This window comes from Chitinophaga sp. H8, from assembly GCF_040567655.1.
Classification (GTDB): Bacteria; Bacteroidota; Bacteroidia; order Chitinophagales; family Chitinophagaceae; genus Chitinophaga; species Chitinophaga defluvii.
In genome coordinates this window covers 2,628,636-2,650,499 of record NZ_JBEXAC010000001.1, presented here as the reverse complement: position 1 = coordinate 2,650,499, position 21,864 = coordinate 2,628,636, and the positions used below count along the sequence as shown (strand labels likewise).

Annotated in this window: 17 protein-coding genes and 1 riboswitch; of the genes, 9 read left to right on the top strand and 8 right to left on the bottom strand. The window is 44.3% G+C overall.

The genetic code is table 11. The annotated features are described in order from the left end of the window. Positions 1 to 51 precede the first annotated feature (51 nt). The 5 genes from ABR189_RS09970 to ABR189_RS09950 all read left to right on the top strand — a co-directional run bounded on the left by ABR189_RS09970 (position 52) and on the right by ABR189_RS09950 (position 6,636). Positions 52 to 1,584 carry a SusD/RagB family nutrient-binding outer membrane lipoprotein gene (locus ABR189_RS09970; protein ID WP_354660331.1) on the top strand — a complete coding sequence of 511 codons (1,533 nt, stop codon included), beginning with the start codon at positions 52 to 54 and terminating at the stop codon, positions 1,582 to 1,584. 9 nt (positions 1,585 to 1,593) lie between these two features. Then, positions 1,594 to 3,264 carry an alkaline phosphatase family protein gene (locus ABR189_RS09965; protein WP_354660330.1) on the top strand — a complete coding sequence of 557 codons (1,671 nt, stop codon included), beginning with the start codon at positions 1,594 to 1,596 and terminating at the stop codon, positions 3,262 to 3,264. An 81-nt stretch (positions 3,265 to 3,345) separates the two neighbouring features. Further along, the gene (locus tag ABR189_RS09960; RefSeq protein WP_354660329.1) at positions 3,346 to 3,924 is read left to right on the top strand and encodes an HD domain-containing protein; all 579 of its coding nucleotides are present in this window, start codon (positions 3,346 to 3,348) and stop codon (positions 3,922 to 3,924) included. Between the two features lie 88 nt (positions 3,925 to 4,012). Beyond that, positions 4,013 to 4,972 carry an alpha/beta hydrolase gene (locus ABR189_RS09955; protein WP_354660328.1) on the top strand — a complete coding sequence of 320 codons (960 nt, stop codon included), beginning with the start codon at positions 4,013 to 4,015 and terminating at the stop codon, positions 4,970 to 4,972. Positions 4,973 to 5,064: 92 nt separating this feature from the next. Continuing rightward, entirely contained in the window at positions 5,065 to 6,636 is a 1,572-nt protein-coding gene (locus ABR189_RS09950) for a hybrid sensor histidine kinase/response regulator (protein WP_354660327.1), read from the top strand. Here the strand turns inward: ABR189_RS09950 and ABR189_RS09945 are convergent. The 4 genes from ABR189_RS09945 to ABR189_RS09930 are packed head-to-tail and all read right to left on the bottom strand — an operon-like array spanning position 6,602 to position 12,379. Then, the gene (locus ABR189_RS09945) at positions 6,602 to 7,183 is read right to left on the bottom strand and encodes a chemotaxis protein CheB (protein WP_354660326.1); all 582 of its coding nucleotides are present in this window, start codon (positions 7,181 to 7,183) and stop codon (positions 6,602 to 6,604) included. The genes ABR189_RS09950 and ABR189_RS09945 overlap by 35 nt on opposite strands. Next, entirely contained in the window at positions 7,180 to 8,007 is an 828-nt protein-coding gene (locus tag ABR189_RS09940) for a CheR family methyltransferase (RefSeq protein WP_354660325.1), read from the bottom strand. Before ABR189_RS09940 ends, ABR189_RS09945 begins: the two co-directional genes overlap by 4 nt. Positions 8,008 to 8,009: 2 nt before the next feature. After that, positions 8,010 to 8,387: a response regulator gene (locus ABR189_RS09935; protein ID WP_354660324.1), complete on the bottom strand. Its 378-nt coding sequence runs from the start codon at positions 8,385 to 8,387 to the stop codon at positions 8,010 to 8,012. A gap of 5 nt (positions 8,388 to 8,392) precedes the next feature. Next, on the bottom strand, positions 8,393 to 12,379 hold the full coding sequence (locus ABR189_RS09930) for a response regulator (RefSeq protein ID WP_354660323.1): 3,987 nt from the start codon (positions 12,377 to 12,379) through the stop codon (positions 8,393 to 8,395). Between the two features lie 237 nt (positions 12,380 to 12,616). Between ABR189_RS09930 and ABR189_RS09925 the strand changes: the two genes are divergently transcribed. After that, positions 12,617 to 13,054, top strand: coding sequence for a response regulator (locus ABR189_RS09925; RefSeq protein WP_354660322.1), 438 nt, complete (start codon positions 12,617 to 12,619; stop codon positions 13,052 to 13,054). Between the two features lie 11 nt (positions 13,055 to 13,065). On the opposite strand, the gene ABR189_RS09920 is transcribed toward ABR189_RS09925, so the two are convergent. Next, complete coding sequence (locus ABR189_RS09920; protein WP_354660321.1) at positions 13,066 to 13,704, bottom strand: redoxin domain-containing protein; 639 nt, start codon at positions 13,702 to 13,704, stop codon at positions 13,066 to 13,068. 254 nt (positions 13,705 to 13,958) lie between these two features. Further along, complete coding sequence (locus ABR189_RS09915; protein WP_354660320.1) at positions 13,959 to 16,136, bottom strand: hybrid sensor histidine kinase/response regulator; 2,178 nt, start codon at positions 16,134 to 16,136, stop codon at positions 13,959 to 13,961. A 296-nt stretch (positions 16,137 to 16,432) separates the two neighbouring features. Here ABR189_RS09915 and ABR189_RS09910 point away from each other — a divergent pair, with 296 nt between their 5' ends. Both ABR189_RS09910 and ABR189_RS09905 read left to right on the top strand, forming a co-directional pair. After that, positions 16,433 to 17,404: an NAD-dependent epimerase/dehydratase family protein gene (locus tag ABR189_RS09910; RefSeq protein ID WP_354660319.1), complete on the top strand. Its 972-nt coding sequence runs from the start codon at positions 16,433 to 16,435 to the stop codon at positions 17,402 to 17,404. Positions 17,405 to 17,484: 80 nt separating this feature from the next. Further along, positions 17,485 to 17,598: riboswitch (SAM riboswitch) on the top strand. Between the two features lie 209 nt (positions 17,599 to 17,807). Then, positions 17,808 to 18,989, top strand: a complete 1,182-nt coding sequence (locus ABR189_RS09905) for a trans-sulfuration enzyme family protein (protein ID WP_354660318.1) — start codon at positions 17,808 to 17,810, stop codon at positions 18,987 to 18,989. On the opposite strand, the gene ABR189_RS09900 is transcribed toward ABR189_RS09905, so the two are convergent. Next, positions 18,986 to 20,215: a dicarboxylate/amino acid:cation symporter gene (locus ABR189_RS09900; protein ID WP_354660317.1), complete on the bottom strand. Its 1,230-nt coding sequence runs from the start codon at positions 20,213 to 20,215 to the stop codon at positions 18,986 to 18,988. The two genes, ABR189_RS09905 and ABR189_RS09900, sit on opposite strands and share 4 nt — an antisense overlap. 209 nt (positions 20,216 to 20,424) lie before the next feature. On the opposite strand from ABR189_RS09900, the gene ABR189_RS09895 reads away from it, so the two are divergent. Continuing rightward, positions 20,425 to 20,781 (top strand): NirD/YgiW/YdeI family stress tolerance protein, encoded by a 357-nt coding sequence (locus ABR189_RS09895; RefSeq protein WP_354660316.1) that lies wholly within the window; start codon positions 20,425 to 20,427, stop codon positions 20,779 to 20,781. Positions 20,782 to 20,789: 8 nt separating this feature from the next. Here the strand turns inward: ABR189_RS09895 and ABR189_RS09890 are convergent, their stop codons facing one another. Further along, positions 20,790 to 21,761: a sulfite exporter TauE/SafE family protein gene (locus tag ABR189_RS09890; RefSeq protein WP_354660315.1), complete on the bottom strand. Its 972-nt coding sequence runs from the start codon at positions 21,759 to 21,761 to the stop codon at positions 20,790 to 20,792. Positions 21,762 to 21,864 lie beyond the last annotated feature (103 nt).

Sequence of the window (21,864 nt, the reverse complement as noted above, 5' to 3'; positions counted from 1 at the left end):
TAATAAGCCCGGGCTGGCGGTTACATCTTTAAACAGGAAAATGTTATTGATATGAAGTCAAACATAATCATTGCAGCTATCACGTTGTGCAGTTTGCTGATCACAGGTTGCACAAAAGATTTTGAGTCCATTAATCAAAACCCCAACGCAACTGAAAAAGTAGAGAACCCTCAACTGTTAATCCCTTCCATTTTGAAAACGGCAGTGCGGGATTATTTTTATTCTTCCATGACCCGGGGGGACATCATCGGTGACTATTATGCCAATCAATACGTAAGCGGTTTTGACGATGCATGGGCCCCCAGTGAAGTGCAGGGATATTTTTTATGGAGCTTTTATGACCGCCTGCGTGATGTAGAAAATCTGATCGCCCTGAGTAAAGAACGCCAGTTCAGAAATAATGAAGGAGTAGGGTTAATCATGAAAGCCTGGATGTTTCAGGTAATGACAGACATTTATGGCGATATTCCTTTCAGTGAAGCAGTAACCGGAAAGACCGGTGGTAATTTTACGCCAAAGTTTGATGAGCAGGAACAAATCTATTATGGCCTGCTGGATATGCTGAAAACGGCTAATGAGCTCCTGACAGTAGGAACTGACCGGATTGACGGAGATATTTTATTGAGTGGAAAGGCTATCCGCTGGCGGATGTTTGCTAATGGACTCCGGTTGAGGTTAATGATGAGGATGTCTGGCAAAACCAACCTTAAAGTTGATCTGGGAAAAGAAATGCAGGAGATAGTTGGCAATGCGGCCAAGTACCCTTTATATACTGCTTATACAGATCAGACTGCATTTAATTTCTTGGAGGAGGTGAACAATGAATTTCCAGGCTACAATAGTGTACCTGTAAATGATATGCATCTTTCGCTGACCATGGAAAAGAACCTGCAACAACTGAAAGATCCGCGGGTAAGTTATTATGCACTGCCCACTATCGCCGGTCTGAATGAAAACAAACGTATATACGCCGGTGTACCTAATGGCATTAATGCTGCTGCTGACGCAGCCTATAATGGAGGAAAGGATTATCAATCTTCCATAGCCCCTGTATTACAACCTTTATCTGCTTTCCCGCAGGCCTCCAAAACGGCGGCGCAGGGCTTATTACTTACTTATGCAGAGGTGCAGTTTATTCTGGCAGAGGCAAGGGAACGCAACCTGATTACCATCGGGGATGCAGCTACCTATTATCTCAATGGTATCAATGACCAGTTTGCCTATCTGGCCAGCCGGATAGAGGGAAAGTTTACTTTTCCCAAAGCTTCGGATATCCAGCCAGATGCTGCTTATTTCCAGCAACCCGCAGTAAAGTACGAAGGAAGCCAGGAAGTAAAACTTTATAAAATAAGACAACAGAAATGGCTGGCCCTGTTTAATACCGGCTTTGAAGGATGGTCGGAATGGAGACGCACCGGTGTGCCGGCAGAAACCAAGGCGGGGCCTAACAGTGCTATCAGGGAGATGCCACGCAGGGCGCGTTATCCAATTTCTGAACAGCGTCTCAATGCTGCGAATTATAGCAAAGTAATCCAGACACAGGGACCGGATAATTTACTGACATATGTGTGGTGGAATAAATAAAACAATACTATGAGCAAGCATTTTTTTATTGGTTTATGGGTAGGGTTGCTGGGTTTGAATACCGCATTGACAGCACAACCGAAAGAAGTATATCCATCGGGCATAGCACATGTAGTGGTAATTGGCATAGATGGACTGAGCCCGGATGGCATCCGTAAAGCAGCTACACCGGTAATGCATCACCTGATAGACAGTGGGGCCGTAAAATGGAATGTACGTACCGTGTTGCCATCCAGTAGTAGTCCCAACTGGGCCTCCATGATTATGGGAGCAGGAGTGGAGCAGCATGGGGTGTTAGACAATGATTGGGAGCTGACAACGCATTCCCTGCCCGCAATTACTACAGGGGAGGAAGGGCTTTTCCCTACTATTTTTAGTGTGGTTAAAAATGCCAGGAAGGATGCCCTTATCGGCGCTGCTTATCATTGGGAAGGATTCGGGCGTCTGTTTGAAAAGAAAGCTATGCATTATGATCATCATTTTCCTACTGCGGCAGCTACAACATCGCATTTTGTAGAATACATGGTGCAGCATAAACCTTTGCTGGCTTTTATGCACCTGGACCATGTAGACGGCGCCGGGCATGAATACGGACATGGTTCTGCTGAATATTATCAGGCAGTGGCGCTTGCAGACTCCCTGATTGGAGAGGTGCTGCAAGGCCTTAAGAGAGCGGGAATGGACAAAAACACATTGGTGATTCTTACCGCTGACCATGGGGGAGTAGGCTATGGACATGGAGGGGCTACGATAGCAGAAGCGGAAATAGCTATGATCCTTTATGGCAAGGGTATCAAAAAAGGCTACCAGGTACAGCAGCAGGTAGTTACCTACGACCTGGCGGCAACGATTGCTTTTGCACTTAAAATAGTACCACCCTACGTATGGACAGGCAGGCCGATAAAAAGCGCTTTTACCGGATTTAAAGAACCGGCTAACTTATGGCTGGGGAAATCCCTGCTTCCGGCACCGGTAATTTACCCGGATCGTCATCTGTATGATGAGGCAGGTGGGTTGTTTATTGACAGGCAGGCTACGGTTAAAATGGCGCCGGTAGCTGCTGGAAGCATGATCAGGTATACACTGGATGGTACTGATCCGGATACCCGGTCAGCGATATATACCCAACCATTTATGCTCGATACCTCTGCCGTAGTGAAAGCAAAGTCATTTGATAAAAAGGGAAATGAGAGCATACCTGCGGTAGCTTACTTCAGGGTACTCAAAACTGGAAATGGAAATGGCCTGAAAGTGGATTTTTACCATGGAAAAACCTGGAAATATTTGCCCGCTTTTCATAGCTTAGTAGCAGCCCACCAATGGGAAAGTGCGGAATTTAAACTTCCCCGTGAACAGATCCTCCCATTGTTAAATAACAGTGATGGTACATTTGGAGCGGTCCTGTCCGGGTATATTACCATAGATACTCCGGGGAAGTATACCTTTTTTACCCGGTCTGACGATGGAAGTAAGTTGTTGATCAATGGGGAAGAAGTGGTAAACAATGATGGAGATCATGGTGTATTGGAGAGGGCCGGTAGTATCCAATTGGAAAAAGGCAAACACGCCATCCGCGTTGAATATTTTAATGGCCATGGCGGGTTTTGGCTGGAGTGTTATTATAAAGGTCCCGGTGTGCCCAGGCAGATTATCCCGGCTAACCGGCTGTTTTTAAAATAATCCAGATGATGATACGGCAACAGGAGATGCTCCTGCCAGACAATAAAGGGGCATCTTCTGAGCCGGTTAAAAATTGACATTATGCAAACAGATAAACTTACAGTACAAGAGAAAATTGATGCCTTGTTTGGCTTATATGAAAAGTACGGCCACCTGGAATATGGGGAAGGCGTGACCCAGCTGATGCATATGGTACAGGCAGCTAAACTGGCAAAGGCAGAAGGATATGATCAGGAAGTTATCCTGGCTGCATTTTTTCATGACATAGGGCATTTTCTGGAAGAAGGAGATGAAATGGGTATTTATGGCAGGCAGGATCATGATCGTATGGGGGGCGAATACCTGATATCATTGGGGTGCTCGGAAAAAATGGCGAAGCTGGTGGCCAGTCATGTAGCTGCTAAACGATATCTCACTTTTAAGATACCTGGTTATTATGATCAGCTCTCTGATGCCAGTAAAAAAACGCTGGAATACCAGGGAGGGCCGATGGACGCGAAGGAAGCTGCTGGCTTTGAGGAGGACCCGCTTTTTGAACTGTATCTGAAAGTCAGGCACTGGGACGATCTGGGGAAAGAAACGGAAATGACAGTGGATCCGGCGGAGGTAGAGTGGCTCAGGATGCTGGCTACTGATTATCTGCAGCACCGTATGATGTAGCAGAGATGAGTAGCATTTGGGAAATGTCGAAAAAGTTCTATTAATTCTATTATATTGGGCGATTATTCCACTTATACCCGATATACGCATGGTACCATCCATTAGACAAGGTAGCCCGATGCTATCTATAATGTTAAAAGCTATTGTTCTGACCTTAGGAATAAGTTGTTATATTGAACAAGGCATAGCACAGCAGGTGCTCCCACTTTATGAAGGTAAGATTCCCAATTCTGTTACTGCAAAAGATGAAGAAGTAGCACCTGCAAATCCTACGCAGGGATGTATTCCTAATATCTCAAGACCTACACTCACGGTATATTTGCCGGATAAGGATAAAGCTACTGGTGCAGCAGTGGTAGTGGTACCGGGAGGAGGATATGGGGTAGTATGTATTGGGCATGAAGGATATGCAGTGGCAGAGGAGTTGAATAAAATGGGGATAGCGGCCATCATACTGAAGTACAGGCTGCCTTCGGATAAGATCATGAAGGATAAAACCATCGGACCTTTACAGGATGCACAGCAGGCGCTCAAAGTAACCAGAGAACATGCGGCAGCATGGAATATTGATCCGAAGCGTGTAGGCATCATCGGTTTCTCGGCAGGGGGACACCTGGCATCAACAGCTGGTACACATTTTAACACCCCGGTTATTGAAAATAAAAACAACACCAGCCTGCGCCCTGATTTTATGATCCTCGTATATCCTGTAATCAGTTTTCAGGATGATCTCACGCATATGGGCTCAAGGGATAATCTGATCGGAAAACAACCGGCAGCCGGACTCATTGAGCACTATTCCAATGAAATGCAGGTAACGCCGGCAACGCCGCCTACCTTTTTAGTACATGCGGGGGATGATAAAGTGGTAAAGGTGGAAAATAGTCTTCGCTTTTATGAGGCGCTGCATAAGTCAGGTGTACAGGCCGAAATGCTGATTTATCCTTTGGGAGGCCATGGTTTTGGGATTAAAAACCCGACTACACCGGATCAATGGATGGTGCAATGCCGGAACTGGATGGAAGCAGGCGGCTGGCTGAAACGTTGAACCGGTACGTGAAAGCCTATTAATTTGCCAGGGTTATGGGCTTGCTATATATTTGTTACTTGCTTTCACATGTTTAGTGTAATATATGGTGTATGATTTTAATTGTAGATGATAAGCCGGAGAACATATTATCCCTCAAAAAAACATTGGAACTATACCAGTTTGAAGTAGATGCTGCTACTTCCGGAGAGGAGGCCCTGAAAAAAATACTAAAAACAAATTATACCCTCATTATCCTCGATGTACAGATGCCCAGTATGGATGGATTTGAGGTGGCAGAGGCGATTTCAGGATACAGTAAAGCAAAAGATGTTCCCATTATTTTTCTTTCAGCAGTAAATAAGGACAAGAAATTTATTACCAGGGGATACGATTCCGGCGGGATTGATTATATCACCAAACCTGTAGATCCTGACATCCTGCTGATGAAGGTAAAGACCTTCTCAAGGTTATACCAGCAATCGCAGGAGCTGAAACAGATGCATCAGTCGCTTAAAGAAGAGGTGGAAATCAGGAAACAGGCACAGGTAGCATTAAATGAAAAGGTGAATGAGCTGCATACGATCCTGGAGTCGCTTCCTCAGATTGCATTCACCGCCACTGCGGATGGCAGTATAGAGTATGCCAACAGAAACTGGTTCAGATATGCGGCTTCATTAGACCGGCTGCCGGAAACAGCTCCCATGGAAAAATGCATCACGGAGCGTTTTAAGCAGGCGGTTAAAATGGGAATTCCCCTGGAACAGGAAGTATACCTGAAAGACCGGCAGGAAGGAAACTTCCGCTGTCATTTGTTAAGGATAATACCTGTAAAGGAAGGCGCTGAAATAGTGAAGTGGATCGGAACCTTTACGGATATTGCGCACCAGAAGCAGGCAAATGAGCTACTGGAACAGAAGGTACAGGAACGGACAGACGAATTAAGAAATATCAATAAATCGCTGGAAGAAAGTAACCATGATCTGCAACAATTTGCGTCCGTTGCTTCGCATGACCTGAAGGAACCATTGCGGAAAATACAGTTGTTCGGAGCCATGCTGCGTGACAAGTATTTACAGGATAATCAGCATGCAATGCCTTACCTGGAAAGGATTGTAAATTCTTCAGAACGGCTGGCCAGGTTGATCAACGACTTGCTTAACTATTCAAGGCTTTCCGTGATAAGCGATTACGCATCTACCAATCTTAACCAACTCGTGAAGGATATTTTAAGTGATCTGGAACTGGCTGTATTGGAAAAGCATGCGGTAATAGAAGTAGGTGAGTTGCCTGTAATTGAGGCAGTACCCGGGCAAATCCGGCAGGTATTTCAGAATATTATCAGCAATGCCCTGAAGTTTTCGAGGCAGGATGTAACACCTGCTATCCATATCACCGCGCAGTTGGTGCGTGATAACAGCACCGACAGTGAAGTAGTACAAGCCGGTAATTTTTGTCGTATTGTAATCCGTGATAATGGCATCGGCTTTAATGAAAAATATGTCCCCAAAATTTTTACGATTTTTCAGCGGCTACATGCTACAGAAGGGTATGAAGGTACTGGTATAGGATTAGCTATTGCCAAAAAAGTCATTGATAAACACCAGGGAATAATTACCGCCAGTAGCGAAGAAGGGGTGGGCAGCTCCTTTATCCTTGTGTTGCCGCTGCGGCAAAACGGTTAATAAATGCTGCCATTTCCGTTGTTTCCAGTATATAATCGACTTCCATATTATTCATCGCCTGGCGTGGCATGAAATCTACTGCTGCATGCAGGGGGTTATGGATGGCTGTAATGCCTCCCATAGCTTTTACCGTTTGCAACCCTTCTGTACCATCTGCATTAGCTCCCGACAAAAGTAAGGCAGCCAGTTGTTTCCCATACACGGTAGCAGCAGCGCTAAAAGTAACATCTATACTCGGTCTGCTGAAGTTTACTTTTTCTGAATAATCCAGGGAAAACGTGTGATCAGATTCAATAAGCAGGTGATAATCTGCAGGGGCAATGTATATCACTCCGGGTAAGATGGGGTCTTTTTCTTCTGCTTCCTTTACGACCAGACCGGTTTTTACGGAAAGCAGTTCCGTAAGTACAGAATCATAGTGGCTTTGGCGATGGAGTATGATGATGATAGCTGCGCCTAAATGAACGTCCAGTGAGGGTAGCAGTTGCAATATGGTTTGCAGGCTACCTGCTGATCCGCCAATAACTACTAACAGGGGTGGTTTCATAAGTGTGTTTTTCTCCAGATTTTTTCCCTGCCATCCAGTTGCCTGAACTTGCTGGCAACAGCTGTAAAGTGCAATGTTTCTTTAGAGCCTAATCCTAAAAAACCTAACTGTTCCAGACTATCGCTAAAAAGAGTCAGCACTTTGTCCTGCAGGTCTTTGTTAAAATAGATCAGTACGTTCCTGCAAATAATAAGCTGAAATTCATTGAAGGAACGGTCTGTTACAAGATTGTGTGGTGCAAAAATGATTTTGTTGCTGAGATTTTCTTTAAACTTGGCATACTCGTAATTAGCAGTATAATAGGAAGAAAACTCCGCATTGCCACCTGCTAATATATAGTTTTTAGAGTATTGTTGCATCTGCGAAATAGGGAAGAAGCCTTTACGCGCTTTTTCCAGTACTTTGGTATTGATGTCTGTTGCATAGATGATGGATTTATGCAGCAAATTGGCCTCTTCCAGTAAAATAGCTACGGAATATACTTCTTCTCCGGTAGAGCATCCGGCATGCCATATTCGTATAAAAGGATAGGTAGCCAGCACGGGTAGTACCTCTTTTTTTAAGGTAACGTAGAACCCCGGATCACGAAACATTTCAGTAACGTTTACGGTAATCTGTTCTACAAACCGCATGGCATATTCCGGGTCTGTTTTGATCCGGTAGCGGAATTCCGCAAAGCTGGGGAACCGGTCGGTCTGGAACAGGTGATTCACCCGCCGGTTAATGGATGCCGCTGCGTACTCCGTGAAGTCATAACCGTAGCTTTCCAGCAGGTCATTCAGCAAGACGCCTACTTCCTGCTCATTTACATAATTGATGTACACCGTCAGGAAGATAAGTATTGTTGTATCTGAACCAGTAATTCATCTACATCAATAGGTTTTGAAATATAGTTGTCGGCACCCGCTGCCAGGCATTTTTCCCGGTCGCCCACCATCGCTTGTGCTGTTACGGCCACAATAGGCAGGTGGGCAGCATGCGCGCTGTGGCGTAAAGTGGCAATTGCTTCATAACCATCCATATCCGGCATCATAATGTCCATCAGTACCAGCCCTACATTATTGGGCTGGGAAAGTAGCCGGAAGCCTTCTTCGGCACTACCTGCAGAGATACAGGTGAGTCCCCTGGAGCGTAACACCGCTTTGAGCGCATAGATATTGCGCATATCATCGTCAATAATCAGTATGTCTTTCTTCGTTTCCATGTGCACTATTTTGTAGCCCGGTCGTATAGCCAAACACGTAACAGGGATAATAGCTGATCCACATCTACCGGCTTGGATATATAATCAGAGGCGCCTGCCTGTATACATTTTTCCCGGTCGCCCATCATGGCTTTGGCTGTAACGGCAATAACCGGTAATGCCTTATACCCGGCTTGCTGTCTGATTTGCGCGATGGTTTCATAACCATCCATTTCTGGCATCATCATATCCATCAGCACGATATCTACATTGGGTTGGTCTTTCAGCTGCTGAAGGGCTTCTTTGCCATCAACTGCTGAAACGACTTTCATCTGATGCGCTTCCAGTGATTTGGTAAGCGAAAAGATGTTCCGCACATCATCATCAGCTACCAGTACTGTTTTATCCCTGAGCACTTCATTCAGTATAGACATTTTACCATTAGTGGTATAGGCCGGCTGATGACGTTCTTCTACCAGGTGCAGGAATAAAGATACCTCATCCAGAATGCGCTGATAGGAATGCGCTGTTTTGACCACAATAGAATCTGCGTATTGCTTGATTTTTTGCTCTTCTGCTTTCGATAGGCTTTTGCCGGTAAAGATGATGATAGGCAGTTGCTCTAATCCCTGGATCTTCTTCACTGCTTCCAGCGTTTCATAAGCCTGCTGATCGGGGATGCCCATATCCAGGATTACACAATCCACATCATTTTGTTGCAGGAGCGAAACACCTTCTTCCACATTATTGCTGATCTCTGAATTTACCTGGTAAGTGCCGAGAAAGTAGGAGAGCGCTTTTGCATGTTTGGCATTTTCTTCTACTATCAGTACTTTTTTGGATGATTTATTCAGTACAAACTCCAGCTTTTCAAAGATCAGCTGCATATTTTCAATCGCCACGGGTTTATTGATAAAGTCTACCGCACCTTTCAGCAGGCTTTCCTTTTTCATTTCCATGGACGACATAATATGTACAGGAATGGGCTTGGTATGCGGATCATTTTTTAATTCTTCCATCACCTGCCAGCCATCTTTTACCGGCAGCATAATATCGAGTAAGATGCCCCTGGGTTTATATTGTTTTGCAAGGTCCAGTGCCTGATCGCCCCGTACTGTTATTACTCCCTTATATCCGCGTGCCCGGGTAAAATCCAGCAGGGCTTTGGCAAAGTAGGTATCATCTTCCACAATTAAAATAACCGCATCTTCCTTGCTGATAAATCCACGGTCATCTGCTATTTCATCAGGTATTACTGTAGCAAGGTAGCGGGTAGCAGATGAGGCCGCAGGGGGGCTTTGCTCCATTGATGCCGGCGGTATCGTGATAGGTTCAGGAGCAGTGACCGGTTCCGGCGGCGCGGCTTTTCTCGCTGCTATTGGAATTGTAACAACAAATTCACTACCACTGCCAGGCTCGCTGTTCAGTTGAATTTGCCCACCCAGCAATTTCACCAGCTCTCTGCTGATGGATAAACCAAGACCAGTGCCTCCGTATTTTCTGCGGGTAGAACCATCTGCCTGCTGGAAGGCTTCGAATATGACCTGCTGTTTTTCTGCTGCAATACCAATTCCTGTATCCTTTACGATAAACTGAATGGTTTGAGAGCTTGTGCCTGCGGTTACCTGTAGGGTTACTGCTCCTCTGGCGGTGAACTTCAAGGCATTGGATAACAGGTTTTTTAGTACCTGTTCCAGCCTGGTCTGATCAGTTTCTATATTCAAGGGCAGCATAGGTGAGAGCTGTACCTGCAGTGCCAGCCCTTTTTCTTTGGCAATAGGCTCAAACAAGGCCTGCATATTGGATACTACAGCGGATAAGGTTACTGGCATATATTCCAGTTCCATTTTTCCTGATTCTATTTTGGACAGGTCCAGTATTTCATCAATCAGCGTAAGCAACCCTTTCCCGGAGCTTTGGATCACCTGGGAGTACTCAATCTGATCTGCAGATAAATTCTTTTCATGGTTTTCTGATAATAAGCGGGAAAGAAGTAAGATAGAATTAAGTGGCGTACGCAGTTCATGAGACATGTTGGCCAGAAATTCTGATTTATAGCGGGTGCTAAGTGCCAGCTCTTCCGCTTTCCGCTGGATGTCAAGGTTACGTTCTACAATTACCTGGTTCTTCTCTTCCAGCAAACGGCTTCTTTCTTCCAGTTCGGTATTGGACTGCATGAGTTCTTCCTGCTGGACTTTCAGTTCTTCTTCTGATACCTGCAGCTTTTGGGTTTGCGCTTCCAGTTCTACATTAAGGCTTTCCAGTTCGCTGTGCTGTGTTTGTAGTTCCTCTGCCTGTGCCTGTGTTTCTTCCAGTAGCTCCTGCAGCTTCACTCTGCTTTTGGTAGATTGCAGCGCTACTGCAATATTGCTGCCTACCTGTTGCGCAAAATCGAGGATACCTTCCCGGAAAGGATGAAAGGCCCCAATCTCTATCACCCCTTCTACAATACCTGCATGTAATAAAGGGATAATAATCACATTTGCCGGAACTGTCTGACCTGCACTGCTGGTAATATAAAGGAAGTCACCCGGAATATCTTTCAGATAGAGCGGCTTTCGCTCCAGCACCGCCTGGCCCAACAGCGTTTGCCCTACAGGGATAGTGTCCGGAGCAGGATATTTACCGGAAAGCGCATATCCGGCAGCATATTGTAGGATTTCCTGGTTTTTGATATACATGACACCAACCTGTGCATTGGTATAGCGTACAAAATCTTCCAGGGCGGTATGGCTTAAATCAGCAAGATCTTTATCACCAAGCAGGGTTTCACTCATCTGCGTAATCCCGGTTTGGATCCATATTTTATTTTCATGGTTGGTACGAAGGGTTTTGAGATCATCCCTCATCTGTACAACAGCATTGCCCAGCATATCCTGTTCACTGCGCGGCCGTACATCAATATTAAAATTTCCCTTACCTATAGATTCGGCCGCATCTGCCAGTATTTTATTGTTATGGTTGATCTCCGAGAAAGACCTGGCAAGGCTGCCAATGGCGTCTTTGGAATGAATATCTACTTGTATGTCTGTAGCACCACCAGCAATCTTGAGGGCGGCAGTTCTAAGTAGGGCCAGGCTATCGGTAATATTGCCAATAGTGTAAAAAACAATAAAAATGACAGCGGCTACAATCAGCACCAGGAATACGAAATATTGGGTCTTTAAATCATTTTCCTTCGTGTAAATAACGCCGGCATCCTTATTCACTTTTTCTATCAGCTGCCTTTGTACAGTTTTTAGCTGGTCCACTCCCTGGGCAGATATATCCCACCAGTTATCCGGCGGGAGGGAGGTGTCAATTTTTCCGGATTGAATGGCTTTGCTGATAAAGTTAATGGTAGTACTGAAATCTTCTCCCTCCTGTACTTTTTTGAAAGCGGCGATAGCTGCCGGGGTAGCTTTATCATTAAATTCTACCATTAACGCCTGGTATATGTCGTAATTGTTTTCCAGCCTGCTGAAGTCTTCCATGAATGCTTCCTTGCGAAGCAACAGGTAGTAATAATCCATACGCATCATTCCCAGGTAAGTGGCCATTTGTGCAAGCAGGTTTTGCCCGTTCATATCCTGCTTCAGTGTTTTGAGTACATGAATATCAGGGGTAGGGGGCATGCTTAAAGCATTGAGCCGTAGAATAAGCTGGGAATAATAATCTATGACATCTCTTTGGGAAATGGTTTTGTTATTGACATCCTGCCGCTTTTTAGCCAGGTTGTCTAAAAGCGCATATTTGAAGAAGTTAACATCATCTATCAGCACTTTGGATTTTAAGGCTGCTATTGCGGCATCTGTCCTGGCACGTTCCTGCGTAATATCCGTATTACCTGCCAGCAGGTAGTTTACACTGGCCCTGCGCTCCATATGGAGTTCATCAGCCAGTTGCATAATGGCAGTGGATTTTTCAATCTGCAGCAGTAGTTTGTTGATCGTGGTAATTTCCTGACTTTGCCGGTCAAATATCTGTATGCCGAAAAAAACAAGACAGACCAATGGAATAATGGCAATCAGCATTAATTTCCTCTGTAGTGGAAGTTGAGTAAAATACCTGTTCATGTGCCGGATTAATAGTGATGCAGTGTGCAAATATAACAACTGGCGTGCCGCGTTGTAAATATTTGTAATTTAAATAATTTAAAACTGGTTTATAATATTAATGTTAAAATACATATTGTAAATGCGTCTTAAATTAGCGAATAGCACTTCTTAAAGTAGCCGCAAAATCATAGATTTGCAAATATTAAAATTGATATGCAGAATAGCAATAAATATAGCTCAGTGCTTTTAATAGACGACGATGTGGATGATCGTATGATATTTGGAGAGGTACTGCAGGAAATTGCCCCCGGTATCATCTATAACGAAGCGATTAATGGGGAAGATGCATTATTAAAACTGGAGGCAGACGTGCTGCCGGATATTATTTTCCTCGATCTGAATATGCCCCGTATCAATGGAAAACAATTCCTCGCGGAGGTACAAAAAATGGACCACCTGAAACATATTCCGGTGGTGATATACACCACTTCTTCTCATGAACTGGATCAGCGCGAAACTAGGGAGCTGGGGGCTGCCGGATTTCTCACCAAGCCTAATAGCCTGAAAGAATTAAATGACGCGCTGATGGATATCATCAAGGGAAATACTGCCCTGGAGTTCCGGCGCAATTTCCTGCCTTATATCAAATAACAACAGGGATTTTACTGTGCCTTTCTATAGGTATATTCTCCGGTGGTATTGTATACTGCAGTGAGTAATTCTCTTGCAGGTAATGTCTTCTCAAAATAGGGATCTACAAAATCATAGGTGATCTTTTCTAATGGAGATACCACATAAACAGCAGGAATAGGTACGTCTGCATTAATACCGGAAATCCTGTCCCAGATAGGATCAGATTCAGCATAAATACCAAATTTCTTGGCAATTTTATTGTGCGTGTCATGTGCGATGGGTAATGTGAGCGACTGCTGTGTTACCTGGTATTGCAAATAGGCCTTGTCTTCTGCTGATAGTAGCAATAATTGTCCACCCATTACTTTGATATCTTCCTGTAAATCCTGTAACGCGGCTAACAGACGCTGGCCGTAGCCATTCCAGTGTACAGAATAAAATGCAATCACCAGCGGGCGCGTTAGTAAAGTTTGTATGGAGGTAATGCCGGCAATATCTTCCAGCAGGCCTCCATTTACGATGTGCTGGCTGCTGTGAATGGAGAATAACGGAGCGGTATCGCCCTGTTTTGCGGGATTAATCTTTGTAATACTTCTTAATTTCTTGGGGAAACGTTCGGGCAACGGTGCCTCCAGAAAATCCGCATATCTGTTGTTGATAATGAACATATTCAGTTTTTTAGGACGTTTGCTGCTGGCATACGTCTGGTGGTTGGGAATGATTTTTACGATTTACAGTGTAAAGATAAGGGGAATTTTTATTAGTCCACTAATTAAGTAGGGTATTTGTGTAAAAATATTTTTATCAGTAGGAAAAGTGCGGGTGTTTACCACCTGGAAGAAATGCTGCTGACAGGCCATAGATATGCTTTCCGGACATATAGTGACCGGATATAGAGGAGGAGGGGGATGCTGGTTGTGGATTACTTTAGCACCGGGGTAGGCGACTTTTGAATATGTATGTTGATCTTTTCCAGGATATCTTCTTCCCGGTAAGGTTTTAGAATATAGTCATTCAATCCCGCTTTCAGGTAAAAGTCCAGATCTTCCTGTAATACATTGCCGGTGATAGCAACAATGATAACACCTGCTTTGTTTTTATCGTTCATCCCCCTGATTGTCTCTGTCAGGGCAATACCATCCATGCCTGGCATATCGATGTCAGTGAGCACCATATCATAATGATGTTGCTGGTACAATTCAAAAGCCTCTTCACCACTGCCAACAATTACATAATCGGCATTGATCCTGTCGAGCAGCAGGGCCAGTAGTTTTCTGTTCAGGATACTATCGTCTACCACCAGTAATTTGAGTCCATTAGGTACCTTGCCTGGTACACGAACCGGTTCCTGTGCATCTGTAGAAGTCTTTTTTACAGGAGTAATAGTTGGAATGATTGTTTTGTAGGGAATTTCAAAGCTAAAAACAGATCCTTTACCTACCGTGCTGGTTGCCTGTATTTTTCCGTTATGGAGATCTATGATCTTTTTAGTGATATGGAGCCCCAGGCCGCTGCCTTCCTGCTTGCGGGGATTGGCATTCCCGCCCTGGATAAATTCTTCAAATATTCTGGACAGGTCTTCAGAATTAATACCTATGCCGGTATCTGTTACTGAAACTTTAAGCAGGGATTGGCCTTCTTTATCCGGGTACAGTGATGCATTGACGGTAACACTACCGTGTGTAGTAAATTTGACCGCATTACTTACAAGATTAGTGATGACCTGTTTTAAGCGGAATTCATCTCCCAATAGCCGGGTATTAGCCGGAAAGTAGATGTTGGTATTCAGTTTCAGCCCCTTGTCATGTGCTAATACATGCAGGCTTTTGGCTACCTCTTCAATAGTCTGTTTTGGGGCGAACTCAGACAAGTTTAAAATGGTTTTATCAGTTTCCATTTTTGTAAGGTCAAGGATGTTATTAATGACGGATAGCAGCATATCTGACGAAAGCTTTATTGCTTCTACTGATTCTCGTTGATTTTCATTGAGTTTACTTCTTCCAAGCTGTTCTGTATAGCCGAGTAGCGAATTAAGCGGGGTCCTGATTTCATGGCTCATCGTAGCAACAAATTCAGTTTTCAGCAAAGCAAATCTCTCGGCCGATTTTTTAGCTTTCAACATGGCCAGATCATATCTGTATAACCGCCAGATGTTAAAAATGATGATTACTGACAGTAAAAATATAAAAGATATTTCCCAAATGGCACCTTTATCAATTTTATACAGCGTTTGATCAATATCCTTACTCAAAAGCAGCCGTCTTTTATCCGTTGCAGCAAGCACACTGAGCTTTAAATCCAGTAATAAATGCTGTAACTCGTTGAACAGCCGTTCGTTAGCTACTACCAGTTCATATTCCTTGCGATTGAGGTTCCTGTGATTGGCCTGTGCACTCTTGATAAAATTACTGTAATATTCCTGCACTTTCTTAAGCTGGGCATCATTATAAGCTTTGGAAGCCCGGCTGCTGTCTACCGCACGCTTAATAGTGGTAACCGCCTGTTTCTTTTGCTGCACCTCAACTTTGTTGGTAATAGCATCCCTGAGCCTGCCAAACAGCTTACGCTTTCCCTTTACAATCTCTGCAGATTCTTCAATAACGGTATCCACTTTTTCCCGCTGTACAAATGCCGGGGGGGCTACCGCAATTTTTATCGGTGCCTGCGCAGTAGTATCCCATTCCTGGGAAATGTTGAGCAGGGAATCTATAAATGATTTGCTCCGGATAAACAGCCTGGCTTTTGCTTCTTTTTCGCCCAGCAATCCCTGCAGATGTGCTTCAGTAGAATCCTCATTCTCTATTGCTTCCAGGTTTTCAGCTACATGCTGAATAGCTGCTGTATATTTGCGGAAATAACTATTATCGTAGGTAAGGGTATAAAAACGAAAGTTATTGTCTGCTGCATACAATGACTGAATCGCTTCATCAATATGACTGATATCTACTTTGGTGGCTACCAGATCCTTTACTACCAGCGTCAGCTGCTGCGTATTTTTCTTCCGGAAAAAGGCAATCATGAAAAGTGATACCAGTATAATTACCATCAGTATTAAAATGGCAAAGCGGTAAAAGACTTTCTTTTCATAATTTATATACATAAAACCGGGCCTTGTTATTTGATGGTAAGCATGATCAGGGTTATTGCCAATGCGAAGCAAAGCTAAAGCATTTTTTGTTTTTTATTAGTATGGATATCTCAATGCCATAGAAGCATTACAGCCTTTTAATAATAAATACGATATACATTATTTTTGCATATATAATGTAATAAATGTTTATGTGAATGTATCAGATTGACATTGCTTTAAGTGAAGGATAACAATAGAATAAATATACCGGGAAAATTTAAAATATTTTATATTCTCATTCGTCTTCCTCTTAAACCATAAATCAGATGAATATGCCATTTACCAATGATCAGGCTACGCCATTATATACCATTTTAGGGGCCGGTGGTATTATCGCAAAGGAATTAACCAAAGAGTTGCTGGCACACAGTAAGCGGGTCCGGCTGGTAGGACGTAACCCACAAACTACAGCCGGGGTTGCTGAGTTGGTGCCTGCGGATCTCACCGATTATGCACAAACCCTGGCGGCGGTAAAAGGAGCTACGGTGGTTTTTTTATGCGCCGGATTAACTTATGACCATAAAGTATGGGGCGTGGCATGGCCCAAGATCATGGACAATGTTATCAATGCCTGCAAGGCAGCCCAAGCCAGGCTGATCTTTTTTGACAATGTATATATGTATGGATTAGTCAATGGGAAAATGACGGAGGATACTCCTTACCATCCCAGTAGCAAAAAAGGAGAGATACGGGCACGTATCGCCAGCAAGCTGATGGAAGAGGTGAAAGCTGGCAATATCCGGGCGAGCATTGCCAGATCAGCAGATTTTTATGGCCCGGGGGCTTCCTCTACCGGCATCCTGAATATGCTCGTTATTGATAAACTGGCGAAAGGTAGCCGCGCTATGTGGTTGGGCAACGACCAGGTTACCCACAGTTTTACTTTTACCCCAGACGCCGGTAAAGGATTATTCCTCCTGGCCGAAAACAAGAATACCGACAACCAGGTATGGCACCTGCCTACTACTAATCCGGCACCTACCGGAAAAGCATACATTAATATGATCGCGGCACAACTAAACGTAAAACCACGATATATGGTAATGGGAGGAATGATGATGAGGATGGCAGGATGGTTTGATAACACGATTAATGAAATACGTGAGATGCTGTATCAGAATAATTATCCTTACATCTTTGACGCAACTAAGTTTGCTCAACACTTCAATTACGTGCCCTGCTCTTATGAAAAGGGGATCCAGCTTACTTTGGAGGCGCTCCACCAACCACCACATTAAGTAGCGGACAAAAAAAATAGGAAGCAATTGTTGGAAAATTGAAAATTCTTGATTTACCTTTGCTCCAGTTCTTTAAAAGTTTCTTATCAAGAAAGACTGAGGGAAATGGCCCGATGACGTCTTAGCAACCATCTACAGTACACTACTGCAGACAGGTGCTTCATCCATCCTCCTGAAAGGAGGAAAGATAAGTCAGTATTCAGGTTTACTTTACATTATTCAAAATAGAGAAAACTCATCTGGCTGCCAGGTGAGTTTTTTGGTTTTATACCAATGCCTTAAGGTTGGTATGACTTGTAAAGACCCGCTTTCCGCTCATCTTCCTCCTCCCGTACTTCTTTCCTGATAAGCAACACCACACACTGTTTAATCAATTTTATCATCAAACTAAAAAACACAACCGATGAGTACAATTACTGAATTAATCCATGCTATCCCTGTAGATCCGCAAACAGGTGCTATTGCCGTACCTATTTATCAAACTTCCACTTTTGTGCAGGAAGCACCAGGGATCAATAAAGGATATGACTATGCCAGAAGTAATAACCCTACCCGGGCAGCGCTGGAAAAAATCATAGCACAACTGGAAGGAGGGGCAGTTGGTACCGCCTTTTCCAGTGGTCTTGCTGCGATTGACGCTGTGCTTAAACTGCTAAAATATGGAGATGAAATAGTAGCAGTAGATGATATCTATGGGGGCGCGTTCCGCCTATTCAATAAAGTATATGAAAAGTTCGGCATCAAGGTGCATTATGTAGATACAGCAGATACACAAGCAGTATTCAATGCTATCACACCTGCTACCAAACTGATATGGCTGGAAACACCTACGAACCCCACCCTGAAAATATCGGATATCGCCGCTATTGCAAAAATCGCAAAAGCCAACCGATGTTTATTTTGTGTAGATAATACTTTTGCCTCTCCGGTATTACAACAGCCATTGGCGTTAGGAGCAGATATTGTAATACATAGTGCCACCAAATATCTGGGTGGGCATAGCGACCTGATTGCAGGGTTGGTGATTACCCAAACACAGGAACTGGGAAACGAGATCCGGTTTTATCAGAATGCATGCGGGGCTATTCTTTCGCCATTTGACAGTTTCCTGCTGATCAGGGGTATTGAAACAGTGCATTTGCGTGTAAAGCAACATTGCGCGAATGCACAGATAATTGCTGAATACCTGGAAAAACATCCGGCAGTAGAAAGGGTGTATTATCCCGGCTTACCTTCCCATCCCGGGCATGCATTGGCGGCCAGGCAGGCCAAAGGATTCGGAGGCATTGTCTCTTTTACATTGAAAACTGATACGGAAGAAGCGGCTACTGCCTTTGTAACCAGCACGGGGTATTTTAAACTGGCGGAAAGCCTGGGAGGGATCAAAAGTTTATTGTGTCATCCCGCCAGCATGACACATAAATCTATCCCTGCAGCAACACGCCGTACGGCAGGAGTGGCGGATAGCCTGATCCGCCTGTCGGTAGGACTGGAAGAAGCCTCGGATTTGCTGGCTGACCTGGATAGGGCGTTTGAAAAATCAGCCTTGATTTATCAGGAAAAGAGTACGGCGGTGAATGTTTAAGTGGCCACTCCTTTTTTAGGTTTTAGTACCCTGGTTACAAGCATTGCTGCAACCGTATCGCCGGTGGCATTCAGCAAAGTGGCCATTGGATCTACCAGAGTGCCAATGATCAGCAGGGCAGGGAGCACTTCTACCGGAAATCCATATACGGACATGGCCAGTAGTTCTCCTACATACCCTCCGTTAGGAATGCCTCCTTCTACGATGCTTACAATAACAGTGATGCCTAAGGCCAGCAACACAGCCTCTGGGCTGTTAAATCCTTTGCCCAGTATGGCAAAAGCAACAGCTATTTTAATTATAGAAGAGATACTGGAGCCATCTTTGTGGAGGGAGGCGCCCAATGGGATTACCACATTGCCAATATGCTCCGGCACGCCCATTTTACGGGATGCATCCAGGTTGGCAGGAATAGTGGCAATGCTGCTGCAGGTGCCTACAGCGGTAAGAGAAGGCACCATATTGTTCTTCCAGTATTTTCTAACGCCTGCTATACCTCCTGCCAGAAATGCATAACAGCTGAACCCTGCCAGATAGTAGAACAGGCCTAGCCCATAATAGAGCCCTAATGGTTTGGCATAGGCTCCAAAAAGTTGTGGCCCTACTACGCCTACCTGGTAGGCAAAGTAGGCGCCCAGCCCAATGGGTGCCAGTTTCATGATCAGGATGAGTAATTGTTTCATCACCTCGTTGCCGGCATACAGGAACCTGCGGAAAGGTGCCGCTGCTTCGCCGGCACGTAATACGGAAAAACCCAGCAATACCGCAAAGATGATAAAGGGAAGCATGTTTTTCCGGGTCAGCAATTCAAAAAACTCGTTTACGCTTAGTAATGAGGTAATCTGTGCACCTATACTTTGTTCGCTGATGGTTTCCGTTACTTTTAATCCTGCTGCCAGCTGCACCCGGATCGGAAAAATCCAGGTAGCTACGATGGTCAGCAAGGCGGCAACCAGGATAGTGCCCAGGAATACCAGAAACATAGCGGCTATTATCCGTCCCAGTGGCTGGGAGCGGTCTACCTGTGCAATGGCGGAAGCTATGGCAAAAAATACCAGCGGAATCACTGCCGTAAAGAGAAGATTCAGAAAAATATCTCCTACAGGTTTGATCACCGCTACGTCTTTACCGAAGATAAGCCCCAGGATACTGCCAACGGCTATACCTCCCAGTAATAACAAAATACCTGCATAGTTGCGGAGAAAGGAACGGAAACTGAGCGCCATACAGTGTAAGTTATTGGTATGCTTAATTACTATCAGCCTGTTTTATGAATGTACGAATTATCAGGCAGCAATACGGGTTCAAATACTTTGACGTACCTTTGCAATACGGATAACCAGGCATATTGAACATTTCAGATGCAGGTATTGTTTTAATATAAAGGAAACCGGATACTTTTCCATTGATAGTTAACAGATAAAACAAAATCAAAATGACGCGTTTATACCTATTAGTTACCTTGTTGTTGTTTACCTGCTGTGGTTATGCACAGGATAAATCACCGGGTGAGGCGCCTAAATGGTATACGGTAGGAGAGGCCATACGTTACGCCAGACAACTGGATACCGATGGTACTATTGTCAAAGTGAAAGGTTATGTCATGAAAAAGCTGGATAAGGAAACTTATTTATTCACTGACAGAACTGCTGAAATAAAAGTGGTGATCGCTGATAAATTTCTGCCTGCATTACCCTTTAATGAAAAAGATGAAGTAGTATTATCCGCCCGGGTAAACTATGAAATGAATAAACCGGCTATGCTGGAAGCGAAAGAAAAAATAGAGCTCTGACCGTTGTGTCAGAGTAATTTAGTCAGGAACCCATAAATACTTCTCATACTTACCAATATCACAATAATACCTACTGCTACCATGATACTTTTCGCAGAAATGCGGTTAGAAACTCTGGCAGCAATGGGTGCTGCGATAGCGCTGCCTATTACAAGCCCTGCAATAGCATGCCAGTGTACGGTATGCAGTACCGTAATGAAAGTAAGAGAGCTGAGCATGGCTATAAAAAAACGGCTTGCTTTTACAGTACCCAGAGAGGTACGTGGATTACGGCCTCCGGCTATCAGAGAAGATAATACAATGGAACCCCAGCCGCCGCCACCTACTGCATCAATAAAGCCGCCACCAAATCCCAATACGCCTATCTTTTTAATCTTTTTCTTACCCACTTTCCTGCGGGCGGATTGAAATGCTTTGGATAAGATAATACTGCCCAGGATCAATGTATAAAGCGATACCACTGGTTTGGTATACTGGCTGTAATGCTCAAGAGAAGACAGGAGGTAAGCGCCTATGACAGCACCGGCTATACCCGGAAATAACAGCAGCTGAAATAAACGTTTGTTAACATTTCCCATTTTAAAGTGCATCCAGCCTGCAATGGCATTGCTGAGTATCTCTGACAAATGCACGGCTGCACTGGCGGATGCGGGCGGAATACCCATAGAAAGTGAAAAAGTGGTGGAAGTAATGCCGTAAGACATCCCTATGGCGCCATCTATCATGGCAAACACAAAGCCTGCTCCCAGGAAATAATAAAATTCTACGTCTATATCTGCTACATAATGCCGGAAAACAGGCGTACTATGCCATAACACTACCAGGATAACCGCAGTAGCAGCCAGGCATATACTCCACAGGAGTAAACGTAGCCCCTTCCTGGATGGACCAGCAGGGGGAATGGCCAGTGCGGGCGTGGTTACAGGCGTTTCTGGCTGCGCCGGGGCAACCGGAGGTAATGTAGTAATAATTTTATCCATTTACTTCATTGCGATATGAGCACAAAGTACATAAACTCTATTTAATTAATAGACTTTATAGGAGAATATTTATAAAAATAAATAACCCCGGCACAACGGCCAG